Origin of the sequence: Rhodanobacter geophilus (assembly GCF_040812275.1) — a bacterium.
Lineage (GTDB): Bacteria > Pseudomonadota > Gammaproteobacteria > Xanthomonadales > Rhodanobacteraceae > Rhodanobacter_A > Rhodanobacter_A geophilus.
In genome coordinates, this window is the sequence record NZ_JBFOHL010000007.1 from 23,376 (window position 1) to 40,868 (window position 17,493).

At 68.2% G+C, this 17,493-nt stretch carries 14 protein-coding genes; 11 read left to right on the forward strand and 3 right to left on the reverse strand.

The window, feature by feature from the left end:
* Positions 1-45: 45 nt before the first annotated feature.
* Together ABQJ56_RS08895 and ABQJ56_RS08900 are read right to left on the reverse strand one after the other, a co-directional pair.
* The gene (locus ABQJ56_RS08895) at positions 46-612 is read right to left on the reverse strand and encodes an NUDIX hydrolase (protein WP_367844658.1); all 567 of its coding nucleotides are present in this window, start codon (positions 610-612) and stop codon (positions 46-48) included.
* On the reverse strand, positions 612-1,613 hold the full coding sequence (locus tag ABQJ56_RS08900) for a polyprenyl synthetase family protein (protein WP_367844659.1): 1,002 nt from the start codon (positions 1,611-1,613) through the stop codon (positions 612-614). The genes ABQJ56_RS08895 and ABQJ56_RS08900 overlap by 1 nt, the downstream gene beginning before the upstream one ends.
* 148 nt (positions 1,614-1,761) lie before the next feature.
* On the opposite strand from ABQJ56_RS08900, the gene ABQJ56_RS08905 reads away from it, so the two are divergent.
* From ABQJ56_RS08905 to ABQJ56_RS08945, 9 genes are all read left to right on the forward strand, one after another.
* A complete protein-coding gene (locus ABQJ56_RS08905) occupies positions 1,762-2,733 on the forward strand; it encodes a VTT domain-containing protein (RefSeq protein WP_367844811.1) in 972 nt (323 codons plus the stop codon).
* A 260-nt stretch (positions 2,734-2,993) separates the two neighbouring features.
* Positions 2,994-3,086: a K(+)-transporting ATPase subunit F gene (gene kdpF / locus ABQJ56_RS08910; RefSeq protein ID WP_181300560.1), complete on the forward strand. Its 93-nt coding sequence runs from the start codon at positions 2,994-2,996 to the stop codon at positions 3,084-3,086.
* Positions 3,083-4,903 (forward strand): potassium-transporting ATPase subunit KdpA, encoded by a 1,821-nt coding sequence (gene kdpA, locus ABQJ56_RS08915; protein ID WP_367844660.1) that lies wholly within the window; start codon positions 3,083-3,085, stop codon positions 4,901-4,903. Before kdpF ends, kdpA begins: the two co-directional genes overlap by 4 nt.
* Before the next feature lie 3 nt (positions 4,904-4,906).
* The gene (kdpB, locus tag ABQJ56_RS08920; RefSeq protein ID WP_367844661.1) at positions 4,907-6,994 is read left to right on the forward strand and encodes a potassium-transporting ATPase subunit KdpB; all 2,088 of its coding nucleotides are present in this window, start codon (positions 4,907-4,909) and stop codon (positions 6,992-6,994) included.
* Between the two features lie 14 nt (positions 6,995-7,008).
* A complete protein-coding gene (locus tag ABQJ56_RS08925) occupies positions 7,009-7,203 on the forward strand; it encodes a hypothetical protein (protein WP_367844662.1) in 195 nt (64 codons plus the stop codon).
* A 26-nt stretch (positions 7,204-7,229) separates the two neighbouring features.
* Positions 7,230-8,051, forward strand: a complete 822-nt coding sequence (locus ABQJ56_RS08930; protein ID WP_367844663.1) for a TorF family putative porin — start codon at positions 7,230-7,232, stop codon at positions 8,049-8,051.
* A gap of 89 nt (positions 8,052-8,140) precedes the next feature.
* On the forward strand, positions 8,141-8,725 hold the full coding sequence (gene kdpC, locus ABQJ56_RS08935; protein WP_367844664.1) for a potassium-transporting ATPase subunit KdpC: 585 nt from the start codon (positions 8,141-8,143) through the stop codon (positions 8,723-8,725).
* Positions 8,726-8,745: 20 nt separating this feature from the next.
* Positions 8,746-11,418: an ATP-binding protein gene (locus ABQJ56_RS08940; protein WP_367844665.1), complete on the forward strand. Its 2,673-nt coding sequence runs from the start codon at positions 8,746-8,748 to the stop codon at positions 11,416-11,418.
* On the forward strand, positions 11,415-12,104 hold the full coding sequence (locus tag ABQJ56_RS08945) for a response regulator (protein WP_367844666.1): 690 nt from the start codon (positions 11,415-11,417) through the stop codon (positions 12,102-12,104). Before ABQJ56_RS08940 ends, ABQJ56_RS08945 begins: the two co-directional genes overlap by 4 nt.
* Before the next feature lie 14 nt (positions 12,105-12,118).
* Here the strand turns inward: ABQJ56_RS08945 and pdxR are convergent, their stop codons facing one another.
* Positions 12,119-13,594: a MocR-like pyridoxine biosynthesis transcription factor PdxR gene (gene pdxR, locus ABQJ56_RS08950; protein ID WP_367844667.1), complete on the reverse strand. Its 1,476-nt coding sequence runs from the start codon at positions 13,592-13,594 to the stop codon at positions 12,119-12,121.
* A gap of 267 nt (positions 13,595-13,861) precedes the next feature.
* Here pdxR and ABQJ56_RS08955 point away from each other — a divergent pair, with 267 nt between their 5' ends.
* Complete coding sequence (locus ABQJ56_RS08955; protein ID WP_367844668.1) at positions 13,862-14,119, forward strand: transposase; 258 nt, start codon at positions 13,862-13,864, stop codon at positions 14,117-14,119.
* Between the two features lie 198 nt (positions 14,120-14,317).
* Positions 14,318-17,434, forward strand: a complete 3,117-nt coding sequence (locus tag ABQJ56_RS08960; RefSeq protein WP_367844669.1) for a TonB-dependent receptor — start codon at positions 14,318-14,320, stop codon at positions 17,432-17,434.
* Positions 17,435-17,493 lie beyond the last annotated feature (59 nt).

Here is a 17,493-nt window from a genome sequence, read left to right on the forward strand (position 1 = left end):
CGCATGGCATGCCGGCGGGCGATGCCGCGGATTTCCGCGGCCCGCTCAACGCACGGATGCGTGTTCCAGCAACCACAGGCCCGCGAACAGCTTGGGATCGATCGAATACCCCTCGGCGGCACGCGCGAACAGCCAGCCGCCTGCCTCGCCGCGCGGCACTTCGTGCACCACGATGTTCTCACTGGCGTCGCCCCCGCCGGCGCCCACCTTCACCAGGTCGAACGCGCGCACGTAGGCGATCATCTCGGTGCTCATGCCCGCCGAGGACGGCCCCTGGTGCAGGAAGGCCACGCGTCCGCAGCGCCAGCCGGTTTCCTCTTCCAGCTCGCGCCGCGCGGCCAGCAGCATGCCCTCGTCCTCCTGCCCGGCGAGGTCGCCGATCAGGCCGGCCGGCATCTCGATGGTGCGGGCCTGGATCGCCACGCGGTACTGCTCCACGAACAGCACGCGGTCGTCCGGCGTCACCGCGATCACGATCGCCGCGCCACCGGGGTTGTTGCGCCCGGCATACTCCCAGCGCCCGCGCCGGCGCAGGCTCAGCCAGCGGCCCTGGTAAAGGGTTTCCTCCGGCGTGTCGGCGTCGGCGGGCGCGAGGTGGTCGCGGGGGTTCATCAGAACGTGCGCTGCACCGAGTAGTCCGCCAGCGTCGCCAGCGCATCGCGGTACGGCGAGGCGGGCAGGACGGACAGGGCCTGGTGTGCGGCGGCGGCGTGCGCTTCGGCGCGCGCCCGGGTGCGCTCCAGCGCGCCCGAGTCGCGGATCGCGGCGACGATGCGGTCCAGCGAATCCAGCCCGCCGTGCTCGATGGCGTGGCGCAAGGAAGCGGCCTGTTCCGGCGTGGCCTTCTGCAGCGCGTAGATCAGCGGCAGGGTGGGCTTGCCTTCGGCGAGGTCGTCGCCGATGTTCTTGCCCAGCGTGTCGGCGTCGCTGGTGTAGTCCAGCAGGTCGTCGGCGATCTGGAAGGCGTAGCCCAGCTCCATGCCGTAGCGGCGCAGCGCGGCCACCTGTTCCGCGGGCAGGTCGCCGAGCAGGCCGCCCAGCTCGGTGGCGGCGGCGAACAGCACGGCGGTCTTGCGTTCGATCACCGCGAGGTAGGCGGCCTCGTCCACGTCGGCGTTGCCGATGTTGAGCAGCTGCAGCACCTCGCCCTCGGCGATGGTGTTGGTGGTGTCCGCGAGGATGCGCATGATGCGCATGTCGTCCAGTTCCACCATCAGCTGGAACGAGCGCGAGTAGAGGAAGTCGCCGACCAGCACGCTGGCGGCGTTGCCCCACAGCGCGTTCGCGGTCTCGCGGCCGCGGCGCAGGCCGGATTCGTCCACCACGTCATCGTGCAGCAGGGTGGAGGTGTGGATGAACTCGATCACCGCGGCCAGCTTCACGTGCTGCTCGCCGCGGTAGCCGGCCGCGCGCGCGGCCAGTGCATGCAGCATCGGCCGCAGCCGCTTGCCGCCGCCGGCGATGATGTGTTCGGCGATCTGGTTGATCAGCACCACGTCGGAGGCCAGCCGCGCGCGGATCAGCGCGTCGATGCGGCGCATGTCGGCGTCGGCGAGCGCGCGCACGGTGGCGAAGTCGGCGGGGCGGGGGGCGTCGGCGGGGATCGAGTTCATGGGCTGTCGCGGTCCGGATCGGATGATTATAGAGGGCGGCTCGCCGCGAACCAGCGTCCGACGGGCGATTGCAAGCTGCGCCGGGCGGCCCAATGATGGGGTGGCGGCTTGTCGTTGCTGCCGAGGGGCTGGTCCGATGGCTCACGAAATCATTGCGCTGATCGCCCAGTACGGTCTGCTGCTGGTGTTCCTGAACGTGCTGGCGACGCAGGCGGGCGCGCCGGTGCCGGCGGTGCCCACCCTGGTCGTGGCCGGCGCGCTGGCGGCGGCCGACCGCCTGCCGTTGGCCGGCATCGTGGCGGCGGCGCTGGCCGGCAGCCTGCTCGGCGACCTGGCCTGGTACCTGGCGGGGCGGCGCTATGGCGCGGGGGTGATGCGCACGCTCTGCCGCATCTCGCTGTCGCCGGATTCCTGTGTGAAGCAGTCGGAACTGCGCTTCCAGCGCTGGCGCGGCCGGGTGCTGCTGGTCGCCAAGTTCGTGCCGGGGCTGTCGATGCTGGCGCCGCCGCTGGTCGGCGCGATGGGCCTGCCGCCGCGGAACTTCGTGCTGCTCGACGGCCTGGGCGCGCTGCTCTGGGCGGGCGTGGCGATCGCGCTCGGCTACGCCTTCGCGGGCGAAGTCGACCACGTGCTGGATGCCGTCGCCAATGCCGGCACGCTGGCGGTCGAGGTGGTGACCGCGCTGTTTGTGGCCTATGTGCTCGCCAGGTGGTGGCGGCGCGAACGCCTGCTGCGTTCGCTGCGGATGGCCCGCATCGAGGTCGAGGAGCTCGCTCGTGCGATCGCGGCGGGTCGCGCGCCCGTGGTGATCGACGTGCGTTCGGCGGTGGCCCGGCAGCTGGACGACCGGATCATTCCCGACGCCCTGCTCACCGATGTCGAGGGCATCGCGCAGGCTGTCGTCGCGATCCCTCCCGATCGCGAGCTGGTGGTGTATTGCAACTGCCCGAACGAGGTCTCCGCCGCCCACGCGGCGCGGGTACTGATGGCGCGCGGCTACCGCCGTGTGCGGCCGCTGCGGGGTGGGCTGGATGCCTGGGATGCGGCCGGTTACGCGTTGCAGCGGCTGGCACCGGCGCAGGTGGCTGGCGTGGACGGCCCCGCGACTACGGTGGTCTGAACGCGCAATTCCCGCCGGCGGAAAATTTACGCGTTCTATACGCGCCAGCCGCGGATCGCTATCCCTTTCATATGCCGCACTGCCTACAGTGCGCGGCGTCGTTTCCATGAGTCGACGCCGATGGATTTTCTCTACCTGCTGTTCCTGTTCGTGCTGGGCGCGGCGGTGCTCGGCTTCCTGCTGGTCTGCGACCGGCTGGGTCCGCGCAGGTAACGCGCGCCATCCGTCCCGAACCTGACTCGCATCGCGGGAGTGTCTGCATGCATTTCGCCTACGCCATCGCCGCCGTCATCGCGGTGCTGCTGATCGCCTACCTGTGCGTGGCCCTGCTCAAGCCGGAGTGGTTTGAATGACCGCCAACGATTTCATCCAGGTCGGCCTGTACCCGGTCGTCCTGCTGTTGCTGCTCAAGCCGATGGGCAGCTACATGACACGGGTTTTCGCCGAGGCGCCGAACCGCGTGACGCGCGTCGGCGGCGGCATCGAGCGCCTGCTGTACCGCCTCTGCGGCATCCGCAGCGAGGAGGACATGGGCTGGAAGCGCTACGCGCTGGCCATGCTGCTGTTCAACGTGCTCGGCCTGCTGCTCGTGTACCTGCTGCAGCGGGTGCAGCAGTGGCTGCCGCTGAACCCGCAGCACTTCGGCAACGTGGCGCCGGATTCGGCGATTGACACCGCGATCAGCTTCGCCACCAACACGAACTGGCAGGGCTACGGCGGCGAGTCGACGATGAGCTACCTGACCCAGATGCTGGGGCTGGCGGTGCAGAACTTCCTGTCGGCGGCGACCGGCATCGCGGTGCTGGTGGCAGTGGCGCGCGGCTTCACCCGGCGCAGTTCGAAAGCGCTGGGCAACTTCTGGGTCGACCTGACCCGCGCCACGCTGTACGTGCTGCTGCCGCTGTCGCTGGTGGTCGCGCTGCTGCTGGCCTCGCAGGGCGTGGTGCAGAACCTCAAGCCCTATGTGGACGTGCCGGTGGTGCAGGCCAGCACGTACGCACAGCCGGTGACCGATGCGGCGGGCAATCCCGTCAAGGATGCTTCCGGCAACCCCGAGACCCGGCCCGCACCGCTCACCTCCCAGACCCTGCCGATGGGGCCGGCGGCTTCGCAGGTGGCGATCAAGATGCTAGGCACCAACGGCGGCGGCTTCTTCAACGCGAACTCGGCGCATCCGTACGAGAACCCCACGCCACTGTCGAACTTCATCGAGATGCTGGCGATCTTCCTGATCCCCGGCGGGCTGTGCGTGATGTTCGGCCGGATGGTCGGTGACCGGCGGCAGGGCTGGGCGATCCTCGCCGCGATGCTGCTGATCTTCGTCCCGCTGACGGTGGGCCTGGTCGCCGCCGAGCAGGCCGGCAACCCGGCACTGCATGGCCTGGTGGCGCGGCACGTGGTGGAGCAGCACGCCTCCGCGCTGCAGGCCGGCGGCAACATGGAGGGCAAGGAGACCCGCTTCGGCATCGCCGCCAGCGGCCTGTTCGCCGCGATCACCACGGCGGCCTCGTGCGGCGCGGTGAACGCGATGCACGATTCGCTCACGCCGCTGGGCGGCCTGATCCCGCTGTGGCTGATGCAGCTGGGCGAGGTGATCTTCGGCGGCGTCGGTTCGGGCCTGTACGGCATGCTCGCCTTCGCCGTGGTGGCGGTATTCATCGCCGGCCTCATGGTCGGAAGGACGCCCGAGTACCTGGGCAAGAAGATCGAGGCCTACGAGATGAAGATGGCCAGCCTCGCGGTGCTGCTGCCCTGCGCGCTGGTGGTGATCTGCACGGCGATCGCGGTGATGACGCCGGCGGGCGTGGCGGCTATCGCCAATCCCGGCGCACATGGTTTCAGCGAGATCCTCTACGCGGTCAGCTCGGCCTCGAACAACAACGGCAGCGCCTTCGCCGGCCTCTCCGCGAACACGCCGTTCTGGAACGTGCTGCTGGGCGTGTGCATGTTCCTGGCGCGCTACCCGCTGGCGATCGCGATGCTGGCGATGGCCGGGGCGCTGGCCGCCAAGCGGCACGTGCCCGAATCCGCCGGCACCCTGCCCACGCATACGCCGCTGTTCGTCGCGCTGCTGGCCTGCGTGGTGATCGTGGTGGGTGCGCTGACCTTCCTGCCGGCGCTGGCGCTCGGCCCGATCGCCGAATACTTGATGTCTGCCACGGGGCACTGATCCATGACTTCGACGACTCATGCCGTCCGCGCGGACTCCATCCAGAATTTCGACCGCGAACTGGTCCTCCATGCCGTCGCGGATTCGTTCCGCAAACTGTCGCCGCGGCTGCAGTTCAGGAACCCGGTGATGTTCGTGGTGTTCGTGTGCAGCGTGCTGACCACGCTGCTGTGGGTGCAGGCGCTCGCCGGCCACGGCGAGGCGCCCACCGGCTTCATCTTCTGGGTCGGCGCGTGGCTATGGTTCACCCTGCTGTTCGCCAATTTCGCCGAGGCGCTGGCGGAAGGGCGCGGCAAGGCGCAGGCCGCCGCGCTGCGCAGCTCGCGCAAGGACGTGGTCGCGAAGAAGCTGGCCGGCCCCGAGCGCGAGGCGGTGGTCACCGTCGTCTCCTCCGCCGACCTGCGCAGCGGCCACCACGTGCTGGTCGAGGCCGGCGAGCAGATCCCCGGCGACGGCGAGGTGGTGATCGGCGCGGCCAGCGTGGACGAGAGCGCGATCACCGGCGAGTCCGCGCCGGTGATCCGCGAGTCCGGCGGCGACCGCAGCGCGGTCACCGGCGGCACCCGCGTGCTGTCGGACTGGCTGGTGGTGCGCATCACCAGCGACCCGGGCGAGAGCTTCCTCGACCGCATGATCGCGATGGTGGAAGGCGCCTCGCGGCGCAAGACGCCGAACGAGATCGCGCTGACCATCCTGCTGGCGAAGTTCACCCTGATCTTCCTGCTCGCCTGCGCCACCCTGCTGCCGTATTCGATCTACAGCGTGCAGGCCGCGGGCGTCGGCCATCCGATCACGCTGACCGTGCTGGTGGCCCTGCTGGTCTGCCTGATCCCCACCACCATCGGCGCGCTGCTGTCGGCGATCGGCATCGCCGGCATGGACCGGATGATCCGCGCCAACGTGATCGCCACCTCCGGCCGCGCGGTGGAGGCGGCGGGCGACGTCGACGTGCTGCTGCTCGACAAGACCGGCACGATCACCCTGGGCAACCGCCAGGCGGTTGCCTTCCATCCGGCGCCGGGCATCGAGGAAAGTGCACTCGCCGATGCCGCCCAGCTCGCCTCGCTGGCCGACGAGACGCCCGAGGGCCGCAGCGTGGTGGTGCTGGCCAAGCAGCGTTTCGGCCTGCGCGAACGCCAGCTGGAGGAAGGCCATGCGGTGTTCGTGCTGTTCACCGCGCAGACCCGCATGAGCGGCGTGGACGTGGACGGCCGCGCGATCCGCAAGGGCGCGCTCGACGCGGTGGAGAAATACCTGGAATCGATCGGCAGCCACCTGCCGGCGCGCGTGAAGCAGATGGCCGAGGAGATCGCCCGCCGCGGCGCCACGCCGCTGATCGTCGCCGAGGGCAACACCGCGCTGGGCGTGATCGAGCTGAAGGACATCGTCAAGGGCGGCATCAAGGAGCGCTTCGCCGAGATGCGCCGGATGGGCATCAAGACCGTGATGATCACCGGCGACAACCCGCTCACGGCCGCCGCCATCGCGGCGGAGGCCGGCGTGGACGACTTCCTCGCCGAGGCCACGCCGGAAGCCAAGCTCAAGCTGATCCGCGGCATCCAGGCCGAGAACCGCCTGGTCGCGATGTGTGGCGACGGCACCAACGACGCGCCGGCGCTGGCCCAGGCCGACGTGGCGGTGGCGATGAACACCGGCACCCAGGCGGCCAAGGAAGCCGGCAACATGGTCGACCTGGATTCCAACCCGACCAAGCTGATCGAGGTGGTGGAGATCGGCAAGCAGATGCTGATCACCCGCGGCGCGCTGACCACGTTCTCGATCGCCAACGACATCGCCAAGTACTTCGCGATCATCCCGGCCGCGTTCGCCACCACCTACCCGGCGCTCAACGCGCTCAACGTGATGCACCTGGCCACGCCGCGCAGCGCGATCCTGTCGGCGGTGATCTTCAACGCGCTGATCATCATCTTCCTGATCCCGCTGGCGCTGAAGGGCGTGAAGTACCGCGCGCTGGGCGCCGGTGCGCTGCTGCGGCGCAACCTGCTGGTCTACGGCCTCGGCGGCGTCATCGTGCCGTTCATCGGCATCAAGCTGATCGACCTGCTGCTGGTCCTGTGCGGACTGGCCTGAGAGGAGTTTCCGGCATGCAAACGCTCAAGCTCTCGCTTTCATGGCCCAACGACACGCATCCGGACATGGAGCTGCGCGTGTCGACCAACGAAACCCTGTGCGACGTGGTGGTCACGTTGCCCTCGGCGCGTGCTGGCATATCCCGTGCATCGTCGGATGAGCCATCGAGTGCCGAAGACCATGCCTTCGGCGGCTACGCCGGCATCTGACCCACATGAACTCACCAGAGGGCAGCATGTTCAACATACGAATGCACTGCTTTGTTGCAATGCTGGGGCTGGTTGCGGAGTTCGGCACGATGCCGGTGCTCGCGGACGACACGCCGGCCACCACCGTCACCGGCAACGTGGAGCTCGCCTCCGACTACGTCTTCCGCGGCCTCACCCAGAGTTGGGGCAAGCCCGCGGTACAGGGCGGCGCCGATCTCGCCACCGCCAGCGGCTTCGCCGCGGGCAGCTGGATGTCCAGCGTCAGCGATCACAGTTATCCCGGCGGCTCGGTGGAATGGGACATCTACGCCAGCTACGGCCGTCCCATCAACGCCGACTGGTCGTGGCGCGCCGGCCTGTACGGCTACTTCTATCCCGGCGCCAATCTCGACCACGCCGGTCTGCCGGCGCGCTCGCTCGATACGGGCGAAGCGAACGTGGCGTTGAACTGGAAACTGTGGACGCTGAAATACAACTATGCGCTCACCGACTACTTCGGCGCGGATCGCGAGCAGGGCTATCGCGGCCATTCCCGGGGCACCAGCTATCTGATGCTGGAAGGCGCCATTCCGCTGGATCCACAGTGGAGTCTGACCCTGCATCTGGGCTACACCTCCTACAGCACCGGGCTGGCGGCAGCGAATGCCGATGGCGCGCGCGACCCCAGCTACGCCGATATCGGCGTGGGCGCCAAGTACGCGATCAACACGCACTGGACGGTGCTCGGCGTGGTCACCCACGCCACCAATGACCGCTTCTATCGCCATACCACCAGCTTCCAGAGCCCCGCCGACACGCTGGCCGTGGGCGGTACGCGCGGCCTGCTGATGCTGCAAGGGAGCTTCTAGGTTCTTCTTGCGATCGATCCGCGATCGCGAGTATCGAAAAGCGGCCATGCATGCCATGGCCGCACTTCCCAAAAACCCTGGCCACCACCATGCGCACACCCGCACTTGTCCGTCCCGCCCTGACCTTGCTGGTCCTGCTGACCGTGCTGACCGGCCTCGTCTATCCGCTCGTGGTCACCGGGCTGGCCCAGGCGATGTTCCCGCACCAGGCGAACGGCAGCCTGATGGAGCGCGACGGCAGGCCGAACGGCTCCAGCCTGATCGGACAGGAGTTCACCGCGCCGAAGTACTTCTGGGGACGGCCGTCGGCTACCGCGCCGCAGGCCTACAACGGCACCGCATCCGGAGGATCCAACCTCGGGCCGGCCAACCCGGCGCTGACCGGCGCGGTGGAACGGCGCATCGCCGCGCTGCAGGCGGCCGATCCCGGCAACCATGCGCCGATCCCGGTGGACCTGGTCACCGCCTCCGGCAGCGGGCTGGACCCTGAGATCTCGCCGGCGGCGGCGCAGTACCAGCTGGCGCGGGTGGCCCGGGCGCGCGGCCTGCCACCCGCCGAAGTGCGGGCGCTGGTGGCGCGCTGCACGCGCGGCCGCCAGTTCGGCGTGCTGGGCGAGCCCCGGGTGAACGTGCTCGAGCTCAACCTGGCGCTGGACGCGCTGGCGGTGCGCTGAGTTGGAGCTAACGTAAGCGCATGACCGATGCCGCCCGCGATGCCCGTGCCGATGCCTTGCTCGATGCCGTCAGCGACGGGCGGCAGCGGCGGCTGAAGATCTTCCTCGGCGCCGCACCGGGCGTGGGCAAGACCTGGGCGATGCTGTCGGCCGCGCGCGAGCTGAAGAAGCAGGGCGTGGACGTGGTGGCGGGGTTGGTGGAAACCCACGGCCGGGTGGAGACGGCGGCGCTGCTGGAGGGGTTGGAAGTGCTGCCGCGGCGGCGCGTGGAGTACCGCGGCCGCGAGTTCGAGGAATTCGACCTCGACGCCGCGCTGGCACGCAAGCCGGCCGTGCTGCTGGTGGACGAGCTGGCGCACGCCAATCTCCTCGGTGGCCGCCACGAGCGGCGCTGGCAGGACATTGCCGAGCTGCTCGACGCCGGCATCGAGGTCTACACCGCGCTCAACGTGCAGCACCTGGAGAGCCTCAACGACCAGGTGCGGCGCATCACCGGCGTCACCGTGCGCGAACGCGTGCCCGACGCCTTCCTCGACCGCGCGCGCGACATCGTGCTGGTGGACCTGCCGCCACGCGAGCTGATCCAGCGGTTGAAGCAGGGCAAGGTCTACGTGCCGGAAACCGCAGCGGCGGCGCTGGACGCGTTCTTCTCGCCCACCAACCTCGCCGCGCTGCGCGAGCTGTCGGTGGACACCGTGGCCGGCCACGTCGAGAGCGACCTGCGCGGCAGCATGCTGGCGCGCGGTGCGGCGATGCCGGTGCGTCGCCGCGTGCTGGCGGCGATCGACGGCCATGCGCAGAGCGAATACCTGGTGCGCGTGGCGCGGCGCATCGCCGAGCGGCGCGGCGCGCCATGGAGCGTGGTGTTCGTGGATACGGGGACGTCACTGGACGCCGCGCGGCGCGAGCGGCTGGAAAGCGCGTTGCGGATGGCGCGGCGGCTGGGCGGCGACGCGGCCGTGCTGCGCGGCCAGACCATCGCCGACGGACTGCTGGCGTACGCCGACCGCGAGGGCGCCGGCCAGATCATCCTCGGCCGCACCCGCGAGCGCCTGTTCGCGCGCATGGTGGGCCGCTCGCTGACCCAGCAGTTGCTGCGGCGCGGCGCGCACCTGGAGCTCACCATCATCGCCACCCCGGTAGAGCGGGCGGCCTCGCGCCGGCGCCTGCGGCTGGGGCTGCCTGGCGGCCTCGGCCGGCGCGGCGAATACGCCTATGCCACGCTGGCCACGCTGGGTGCGCTGCTGCTGGCTTTCATTGGCGAGCGCTATCTGTCGGTGGCCAACCTGTCGCTGATCTTCCTCACCGCAGTGCTGGTGGTGGCGGTGCGCACGCGCATGGCGGTGGCCGTCTTCGCCGCCATCCTGTGCTTCGTCTGCTACAACTTCTTCTTCGCCCCGCCGGTCTATTCGCTGGAGATCTCCAGTCCCGACGACGTGCTGGCGGTATGCCTGTTCCTGCTCGCCGCGCTGGTGTGCAGCCGGCTGGCCACCCGGCTGGCGCAGCAGGTGGAGTCGCTGCGCGCCGCGCACGTGCAGGCACGCGCGCTGCTGCTGCTGGGCCAGCGGCTGGCCGCGAGCACCGATGCCGCCGGCATCCGCGCGGTGGGCGTCGCGGCGCTGGCGCAGGCATTGCCCTGCGAGGCCGCGTTGCTGGCGCGCGATGCCGCCGGCGCATTGCAGCCGACGGCGGCGGAGCCGCACGACCTGCAGCTGCTGCCGCAGGACCTGGCTGCTGCCGACTGGTGCGAGCGTCACGCCGCGCCGGCTGGTCGCTACACCGACACCTTGAACGCCGCACCCTGCTGGCTGTTGCCGCTGGGCAGCGAGGAGCAGCGCCTGGGCGTGGCCGCGCTGCGTTTTCCACCCGATGCGGGCGAACCCGACCCGGATCGCCGCAGCCTGGCGCTGGCGATGGTGCAGGACATCGGCCAGGCGCTGGCCCGCGCCCGGCTGGCCGAGGAACTGGAGGGCGCGCGCGTGCAGGGCGAAACGGAGCGCCTGCGCAGCGCGCTGCTCTCCTCGGTGTCGCACGACCTGCGTTCGCCGCTGTCCTCGATGATCGGCGCGGCCGGCACCCTGATCGACTACGAGGACAGGCTGCCGTCGGACGAGCGCCGCGAACTGCTGGAGGCGATCCTGGGCGAAGGCCAGCGGCTGGATCGCTACATCCAGAACCTGCTGGACATGACCCGGCTCGGCCACGGCACGCTCAAGCTCAACCGCGACTGGGTGGACGTGGCCGAGATCGTGGCCGCCGCGGTGACCCGGTTGCGCAAGCTGTTCCCCGCGGTGCGGGTGGATACCGCGCTGCCGCACGACACCATACTGCTCTACGTGCACCCCGCGCTGATCGAGCAGGCGCTGTTCAACATCCTGGAGAATGCCGCACGCTTCTCGCCGCCGGAGCAGCCGGTGACGGTGGCCGCCCGCGGCGACGGCGAGCACCTGCTGCTGGAAGTGGGCGACCGCGGTCCCGGCATCCCCGAGGAGGAGCGCGCGCGCATCTTCGACATGTTCTATTCGGTGTCGCGCGGCGACCGCGCCGTGCAGGGCACGGGACTGGGGCTGGCGATCTGCCGCGGCATGATCGGCGCGCATGGTGGCAGCGTGGAGGCCTTGCCGCGCGAAGGCGGCGGCACCACCATCCGCATCACCCTGTCGCTGCCCGAAGCGCCCGCAAGCCCTGCATGAACACTTCTCCCCGTGTGCTGGTGATCGACGACGAGGCGCAGATCCGCCGCTTCCTCGACATCGGCCTGCGCGCCGAGGGCTACCAGGTGCTGCTTGCGGCCAGTGCCGCCGAAGGGCTGGCACTGGCCGCCACCGGCAGCCCGGACCTGGTGATCCTCGACCTCGGCCTGCCCGACCGCGACGGCCACCAGGTCCTGGCCGAGCTGCGCCAGTGGAGCCGGGTGCCGGTGCTGATGCTGTCGGTGCGTGATGCCGAGGCCGAAAAGGTGCGCGCGCTGGACGCCGGCGCCAACGATTACGTGACCAAGCCCTTCGGCATCCAGGAGCTGATGGCGCGACTGCGCGCGCTGCTGCGCCAGCGCCCGCCCGGCGAGCCCGAGGCGCCGCCGCGCTGGGACGACGGCCGGCTCAGCGTGGACCTGCTGCGCCGCGAAGTGCGGCTGGACGGCGCCGAGCTGGCGCTGACCCGCAAGGAGTACGCCGTGCTGGCGCTGCTGCTGCGCCACGCCGGCCGCGTGGTCACCCAGCCGCAACTGCTGCGCGAGGTGTGGGGCCCCAGCCACGTGGGCGACAGCCAGTACCTGCGCATCGTGATCGGCAAGCTGCGCCAGAAGCTGGGCGACGACCCGGCACAGCCGCGCTGGCTGAAGACCGAGCCGGGCGTGGGCTACCGCTTCCTCGGTTGAGTGCGATCAGGTCTTCATGCCCGCTGGCGCCGCGGCGGCGAAAGCTTCCGCGCCGCGGCATCGATCGCGTCCAGGCATTCTCCGAACAGCTGCATCGCCTCGCGCAACTGCACCCTGGACAGGCCGCAGTAGCCGAGGATGAGGCCGGGCACGGCCGGCGGCTGCCGGTAGTGCGGCGCGATGGAGTACAGGCCCAGCCCACGGTCGTGCGCATCGGCGATCAGCGCGTCGACCTGCGCGTGGCTGTAGTCGGGCAGCCAGACCACGATGTGCATGCCGGCATGCGTATCCGCGATCTGCACGCGCGCGCCGGCGTGCTGCTGCAGCCCGGCGAGCAGCTCCCGCCGCCGCGCGCCCAGCTCCCGCGTCATGTAGCGCAGGTGGCGCTCGAAGCCGCCGTCTTCCATGAAATGCGCGAGTGCGGCCTGCTGGATGACCGGGCTGCCGCGGTCGCACAGGTACTTGGCGTTGATGAAGTCGCCGCGCAGCACTTCCGGCAGCACCATGTAGCCCAGCCGCATGGCGCCGAACATCACCTTGGAGAAGGTGCCGACGTAGATCACCCGGTCATCGGCGTCGAGCGAGCGCAGGGCCGGCAGCGGCGGCGAGTCGTGGTGCAGCTCGCCATCGTAATCGTCCTCCACGATCCAGCAGTCCCCGGCCTGCGCGTAGCGCAGCAGCTCCTCCCGACGCGGCAGGGACAGCGGCGGGCCACTGGGAAACTGGTGGGAGGGAGTGACCATGACCAGGCGCGGCGCCTGTCGCGGCAAGGCGCCGCAGACCAGGCCCTCCCGGTCCGTCGGGATGGGCAGCAGGGACGCGCCATGAGCGCCGAACTGCTGCCAGGCGCCGAAATAGTGCGGCTCCTCGATCGCCACGGTATCGCCTTCGTCCAGCAGCACGCGCGATATCAGGGTGATCGCCTGCTGGGTGCCGCCGACGACCAGTATCCGGTCCGGCGAGGTCCGGATGCCCCGGCGCCGCGCAAGATAGTGGCATATCTGTTCGCGCAGGATCGGCAACCCCTGGTGGCTGGTGTATTCGAGCTTGGTGCGTGTCGCGGCCCGGGCGAGTTCGCGTCCCCAGATGGCGCCCAGGGTGGGATTGACCTGCGAGCGTCCGTATTGCATGTCGAGGCGCCGGTCGTGATGCAGCCTGGCGATCGACCAGTCCGCCAGTTGCCGCGCACGCTTCGCGTAGTTCGAAGGCGGGGCGATGGATTTCGCTTGCGTGTGGCTGGGCGGCATGGGGTCGGTGCGTGACGCACTGACGTAGCTGCCGGAGCCAACGCGGCCAATGATGTAACCCTCGGCCCGCAACTGCTCGTAAGCGGTCAGCACCGTGATGCGCGAGAGCCCCAGCTCCTCGGCCAGCACGCGCGTGGGGGGCAGCCGGGCGCCGACCGCCAGCCGGCCATCCTGGATGGCCGACTTCATGGCTCGGGTCAGTTGGCTGTAATGGGGGCCATGGCCATCGAGTTCGAGAAACATGCGAGCTTCCTATTGGCTATATGAGCTTCCGTGGAATTGGTTATGTCGCCGACAAACGGCATCGGGTTTTGGTCATGCGCATTTGAACCACATTGGCTATGTAAAGGATGTAAATGTTTATTTAATGTACTGCGGTTGTGGAGATAAAGAGATGTCCCACTCGTCATGCGGCTGCGACATTGGCCGGCGTCGATCGGACCGGCTGCGACACTTGCAAGTTGCTGCGAAACGTACGCAAGAAAAGAATAATTACTGGAGGCATGGCTGATGCGCGCGAGGTTCTACCCGGACGAAGTGAGGACTGAAGCCGTCCGGTTGGTGGTCAAGCATCGACTGACCGTGGGTGAAGCGGCTTTGCAGCTCGGTCTGCGCAGCGAGGTCGTGCGGGTCTGGGTGCGCCGCTTTCGTTGCATGCGAGGCGCGGCCAGCGATGTCGATCAATTGCGCGCCAGATTGCAGAAGATTGCGATGGAGCGTGATGTCCTGGCCAATATCGCCACTCGACTTCTCGACAAGACCGGTTGAACGGCGGAATGGGATGCGGATGCCGGTCGAGGGCAGGCAGCGTGCAGGTAGCTGCTGTCGATACCTGAGTATTTCCTGAATTGCAGTTATTCGGCTGGCACGGAGCGGAAAGCGTCCACCAGTCATTAACTCGCAATGATTTTCCATCATTGGCCTTGGGCCAAGATCATTTCCATTGCAAACGCTGGGGAGTCCTGAATGAACATCGCAAAATTCCACGATGCGTCGTCGCGTGGTACGCGTCTGCGCCGCACGGCGCTGGCGCTGGCCATTGCCGCGAGTGCCGGCATGACGGGCCAGGTGCTGGCGCAGTCCACCACCAGCTCCATTTTCGGTACCGCGCCGGTTGCGGCTGGCGAGACCGTGCAGGTCGTCGGTGGCTCGGGCTTCAATCGCTCGGTGCCGGTCGACAGCACCGGGCACTACTCGATCACGGTGCCGGTGGGCACCTATACCGTGAACCTGCTGCAGAACGGCACCGTGGTGCAGTCGCAAGCCAACGTCACGCCGAACGTGGCGGGCGCGCAGGCAGTTAACTTCGCGGCTGGCGGCGCGAATGAGAAGGGCGCACAGACCCTGTCCACCGTGACGGTCACGGGCAGTGCCATGCCGGCGATCGACGTGACCTCGACCCGCGAGGCCACCGTCATCACGGCCGAGCAGCTCAAGCACCTGCCGCTGGCGCGCAGCGGCGAGGCGATCGCCTTGCTGGCCCCGGGCACGGTGGAAGGCGCGAGCATGCTGGGCGCGGGTCCGACGGGCAAGGCGGTGGTTTCCTTCGGCGGTGCGGACCCCTCGGAGAACGCGTACTACATCAACGGTTTCAACACCTCCGATCCGCTGGGCAACTTTGGCGGCATCACGCTTCCGTATGGTTCCATTTCGCAGCAGGAAACGCTGACCAGCGGCTATGGCGCCATGTATGGCCGTTCCGCGGGTGGCGTGATCAGCCAGATCGGCAAGAGCGGCAGCAACGACTGGCACTTCGGCGGCCAGGTGCTGTGGCAGCCGGACTGGGCCACGAGCGACGAGGACAACATCTACTGGTCGAACCCCAGGGCCAGCAACTACGGGCAGATCTACAACAACCAGAAGGGCGGCAACAGCCAGTGGGAGAAGGTCTACGACGCCTACATCAGCGGTCCGCTGATCAAGGACAAGCTGTTCTTCTTCATCTCGGCCGAGGGCGACAAGCATGAGCACACCGAGGTGCTCAATTCCACGGTAAATTCCGGCGGCTTCAACCAGATCGAGAATTTCCATATCAACGACCCCAAGCTTTACGCCAAGCTGGACTGGAACATCAACGACAACAACACCTTGTCGCTGACCGGCATCAAGAACACGCACTCCGTCTCGGGCTCGCTCTACAACTACGACTACAACACCCATCAGACGGGTGCTTTCAATAGCCTGGACCAGAGCATCAAGAATTCCTTCGGCATCTGGATCGCGAAGTACACCTCGTACATCACCGACAACCTCACCCTGAACGCGATGTACGGCAAGATGGACGGTACCTACTACACCGTGCAGCCGGCGTACGCTGGGTTCGATCCGTCCCTGCCGACGATCCTCAACCCGAACCTGGAGAACCCGGCCTACACCAACGGTTCTCCCATCAGCAACGAGAACATCAACGCGCAGATCAACAATCCCAAGCACACCTCCAGCGTGACGAACCTGCGCCTGGACCTGGATTGGAAGCTGGGCAACCACGACATCCTGTTCGGCATCGACAACGACACGAGCAACGACGTCGACGCGGGCAACGCGATGACCGGGCCGGGCTACGCGTGGGAATACAACACGGTCAAGGTGGGCCAGCCCGTCGTGGGCACCAATCCGGCGTCGCCGCCGTATGTGGGCCCGTCCGCGAGTCCTTACGTCGTCAACAAGTACGTCTTCATCACCCAGGCGTCGGTGCAGGTGAAGCAGCGCGCGCAGTACATCCAGGACAACTGGCAGGTGACCCCGAACCTGCTGTTGAACATCGGCCTGCGCAACGACCAGTTCACCAACTACAACCCGGACCACGTGGCCTATCTGCGCCTGACCAGCCCGCAGTGGTCGCCGCGCCTCGGCTTCAGCTGGGACGTGTTCGGTGATTCCTCCCTGAAGGTGTTCGGCAATGCCGGCCGCTACTACCTGGCCATGCCGGCCGGCGTGGCGCTGCGCGAAGCCTCCGGTTCGCTGTATACCAACGTGTACTACAACTACACCGGCATCGATGCCAACGGCATCCCGACCGGGCTGACCCCGCTGCCCTCGAATCCGTCCGGCCCGGTTTCGACCAACGACGAATACGGCCAGCCGCTGGATCCCAAGACGGTGGCCTCGGCCAACCTCAAGGCGGAATACCAGGACGAGTTCGTGCTGGGCATGCAGCAGCAGATCAGCCCGGCATGGGTGTATGGCGCGACGGCCATGTGGCGCACGCTGGGCCGCGTCATCGACGACGTCGACGACACGGGTGTCGAATGCCAGCAGCTGCTGGCGCAGAACCCGGGCGCGGCCTCGGCAATCGGCACCAATTGCGCCAACGTCACGCTCAACGGCAGCGTGCTGGTCAATCCGGGTTCGACCAATACTTTCCGGATCGCGGATGGCCATGGCGGCTACTACAGCTGGACGGTGTCGCCGGCACAATTCGGCTTCCCGAAGGTGACCCGCAAGTACGGCTCGCTGGAGCTGTACCTGGAGCACCCGTTCGACGGCAAGTGGTCCGGCAAGATCGACTACGTGTATTCGCACAGCTTCGGCACCACGGAAGGTCCGTCGCTGTCGAGCATCGGGCAGGGCGGCAACTCCGTGTCGGCCACCGAGCAGTGGGACTTCGGCTCGCTGATGCAGTACGCGAACGGCAGCCAGGCGAACGACCGGCGGCACGTGCTGAAGGCCTACGGCACCTACCAGATCGCGCCGGAATGGACGGTCAGCGGCATCTACACGATCGCCTCGGGCACCCCGAATTTCTGCCTTGGGTTCTACGGCCCGAACGAAGCCGATCCGACCGGTTATGCGACCGTGCAGAACGGCGCCTACCACTGGTGCGGCGGCGTGGCGACTCCCCCCGGCACCACCGGCCGCACGCCATGGACGCATCAGCTGAACCTCAGCGTCGAGTACCGGCCGTCGTGGGCGGACAAGAAGCTGGCGTTCACGGCCCAGGTGCACAACGTGTTCGACGAGCAGAAGTACACCCAGATCAATACCTTCTATGGGACCACGGGTACTCCGAATCCGATCTACCTGACGCCGTTCGCCCTGGAGGCGCCCCGTTACCTGCAGATGGGCGTGAGCTACGACTGGTAAGTCGCGGTATCGGGCGACGCAGCCGCTGTTGCGGTTGCGTCGCCCGCCCAGGTTGTTTT